This window comes from Rhodovulum sp. (assembly GCF_011048875.1).
In the GTDB taxonomy this organism is placed as follows: Bacteria; Pseudomonadota; Alphaproteobacteria; order Rhodobacterales; family Rhodobacteraceae; genus Rhodovulum; species Rhodovulum tesquicola.
Genome location: NZ_DSDD01000427.1, coordinates 1 through 2,640 on the forward strand (window position 1 = coordinate 1; position 2,640 = coordinate 2,640).

Sequence of the window (2,640 nt, forward strand, 5' to 3'; positions counted from 1 at the left end):
GCCCTGCCCGCCCTCGCGCCGCAGCGAGACGGTGGCGACGGCGGCGCCGGAGGCACGAAAAGCGGCCTCCAGCACCGCCGGAGAGGGGTATCGCGCCGTGCCCAGCATCAGCGGGTTGGCCAGCCGGGTGCCGTAGAAGTTACGCATCGCTCAGCCCCCCTGCATGGGGGCCAGCACTTCAAGCCGGTCGCCATTGGTCAACGCGGTCTGCGCGCGCGCACCCTTGGGCACAAAGACCCCGTTCAGCGCCGTGGCCACGCGCGCCCCGGCCCAGCCCAGCTCGGCCAGCGCTTGGGCCAGGGTTTCGCTCGTCACCTCGCGCGGCTCGCCATTCACCTCAATCCTCATGCACCAGATCCCCCTTGATGCCCCGGGTCAGATAATCGACCGCCTGCGCGGCCAGCGCGGGCGCCATCAGATAGCCGTGACGAAACAGCCCGTTCAGGTGCAACACGCGGCCCCGGATGATCACGCGCGGCACGTTTTCGGCAAAGGCCGGGCGCAGGTCGGCGCCGGTTTCCAGGAGTTCGGCCTCGGCAAAGCGTGGGTCCAGTGCATAGGCGGCGCTGAGCAGTTCCGGCACCGCGCACGCCCGGCAGATCCGCGCTCAGGCCGCGCGCGTCAATCACGGGACCCGCGATATCCGTGGGGGTGACCTCGGCCTGTTCGATCTCGATATCCTGCGCGCGCAACGCCTTGACCAGATCGGCCAGCGCCGCGCGCGGGTCCAGATGGGCCTCGTGTTCAAGGAACAGCGCTGCGCGCTGCGCACTCAGGTCAGGCTCCGGGGACGACAGATCGGTGACGCGCCGGCGCGCGGTGGTGCGCCGCGCGAAGCGGTCCAACTCGCCCCGGTCGCGCGCGAGCGCCACCACGAGCGAGCCGTGATGGCTGACCGGCGTCACCTTTTCCCAGAACGCGGCGGCGCGTTGGCCATGGCCGACGATGGCAGGCTCGGCTACGGCCCCCTCGCAATATGGCGCGAGCATGCCGCCGGCCCACCAGCAACAGCCATGCGGCCCCGGCGCCCCGTGCCGGTCGATCAGGCGTGGAAGAAGCCCCGCGCGCGCGCAGGCCAGGGCCGCACAAAGGCCCGCGACGCCCGCGCCGATGACGGTGACATCAGTCATGCGCCCGGATTCCGTGGAAATGGCGCGCCGGCCCATGGCCGGACCCCACGCCCAGCCCGTCCGCGGCCGCGATGGCGCCCTGCAAGTAATGATGCGCGGCGCGCACCGCATCCTCCAGCGTCTTGCCGCTGGCCAGCCCCGCCGCAACAGCCGCCGAGAGCGTGCAGCTGGTGCCACGGGTGTTCGCCGTCTGCCGGCGCGGGCAGTCAGGCGGGTGATGCCGTCATCGGTGACCAGCAGATCGACGCATTCCGCCCCGGACGCATGGCCGCCCTTCATCAGCACGGCCCGCGCGCCCATGGCCCGCAGCGCCTGCGCTTGGGCAACCATGGCGCCCTCGTCGTCTGCCCTGGGCTGGCCCGGCAGATCGGCTGCTTCGGGCAGGTTGGGGGGCAGCAGCGTGGCGTGGGGCGGAAGCCGGCCGCGCAGGGCCGCCAGCGCCTCGGCCGGCAGCAGGCGGTCGCCGGATTTGGCGACGATCACCGGGTCAAGCACCACGGGCAGATCGCGCCCCGCCAGCCGCTTCGCGCCGGTGGCAATCACACCGGACCCGCCCAGCATGCCAAGCTTGACCGCCCGCATGTCCAGATCGTCGAACACCGCGTCGATCATTGCCGTGCTGGCGGGGTCGACCATGGTGACGGCCCGGGTGTTCTGTGCGGTCAGGGCGGTGATGACGCTGGCGCCATGGACGCCCAGTGCGGAAAAAGCCTTGAGATCAGCCCGGGTGCCCGCTCCACCGCCCGAGTCGGATCCTGCTATGGCCAGTGTTATTCGAGCCAAACGCGCCTCCTCGCCTTGATAACCGAAGCAAGGAGGCGGATAGAGCGCGAATTTGCGCGCTGTTTCACCGTTCCCTACGCCGGTATGATCCGGATCAGGTTCGATGGGTTGGCATTCGCCTCTCAGCCCACGGACGGGGCACCCCAACGGTTGTGTTTGCAAGTTAACTCTAACCAAGGGCGACGGCAAGGCCCTTGGATCAGGCGATATGCTCAACAGTTTGGCGCAACGAAGGGGTAAGGAATGTCTGAAAAACCTGCCGATTTCAGCCTGGTCTGATAGGCTTGGGCATCCCTGCAAGGAGCCCCACCTATGCCGAAACAGCCCGCCTTTCCCGGCCTGCGCGACGCGATGAAGAAGAAGGTCACGCGGCGCGAGCAGTTCCTGGCGGAGATGGACGCGGTGGTGCCCTGGTGTCGGCTGCTGGCGCTGATCGCACCGCATTATCCCAAGGCCGGGCCGAAGGGTGGCCGGCCACCGATGCCGCTGGAGGTGATGCTGCGGGTCTATTTCCTGCAGAACTGGTATGCCCTGAGCGACCCGATGGCCGAGGAGACCCTTTACGACAGCGAGGCGATGCGGCGTCTTGCCGGGATCGAGCTGGGCGACGACCGCATCCCGGACGCGACCACCATCCTGAAGTTCCGGCACCTGCTGGAGCGGCACGGGCTGACCGAGGCGATCTTTGCGGATGTGAACGCGCAGCTCGCCGACAAGGGGATCACGC

3 protein-coding genes, 2 pseudogenes and 1 riboswitch are annotated in these 2,640 nt (G+C 69.0%); of the genes and pseudogenes, 1 reads left to right on the forward strand and 4 read right to left on the reverse strand.

All coding sequences use genetic code 11. The features are described from left to right. The 4 genes and pseudogenes from ENN83_RS14565 to thiD form a co-directional block, all read right to left on the reverse strand. Positions 1–147, reverse strand: a pseudogene (locus tag ENN83_RS14565) (thiazole synthase); the annotation flags it as partial. A gap of 3 nt (positions 148–150) precedes the next feature. Continuing rightward, complete coding sequence (gene thiS / locus ENN83_RS14570; protein ID WP_287188175.1) at positions 151–348, reverse strand: sulfur carrier protein ThiS; 198 nt, start codon at positions 346–348, stop codon at positions 151–153. Beyond that, entirely contained in the window at positions 345–1,241 is an 897-nt protein-coding gene (locus ENN83_RS14575) for an FAD-dependent oxidoreductase (RefSeq protein WP_349760140.1), read from the reverse strand. The genes thiS and ENN83_RS14575 overlap by 4 nt, the downstream gene beginning before the upstream one ends. Next, positions 1,123–1,913, reverse strand: a pseudogene (thiD, locus tag ENN83_RS14580) (bifunctional hydroxymethylpyrimidine kinase/phosphomethylpyrimidine kinase). The gene ENN83_RS14575 and the pseudogene thiD overlap by 119 nt, the downstream one beginning before the upstream one ends. Positions 1,914–1,967: 54 nt before the next feature. Further along, positions 1,968–2,069: riboswitch (TPP riboswitch) on the reverse strand. 156 nt (positions 2,070–2,225) lie between these two features. Here thiD and ENN83_RS14585 point away from each other — a divergent pair. Then, the coding region (locus ENN83_RS14585; RefSeq protein ID WP_287188178.1) for a transposase at positions 2,226–2,640 on the forward strand (415 nt) is incomplete at its 3' end.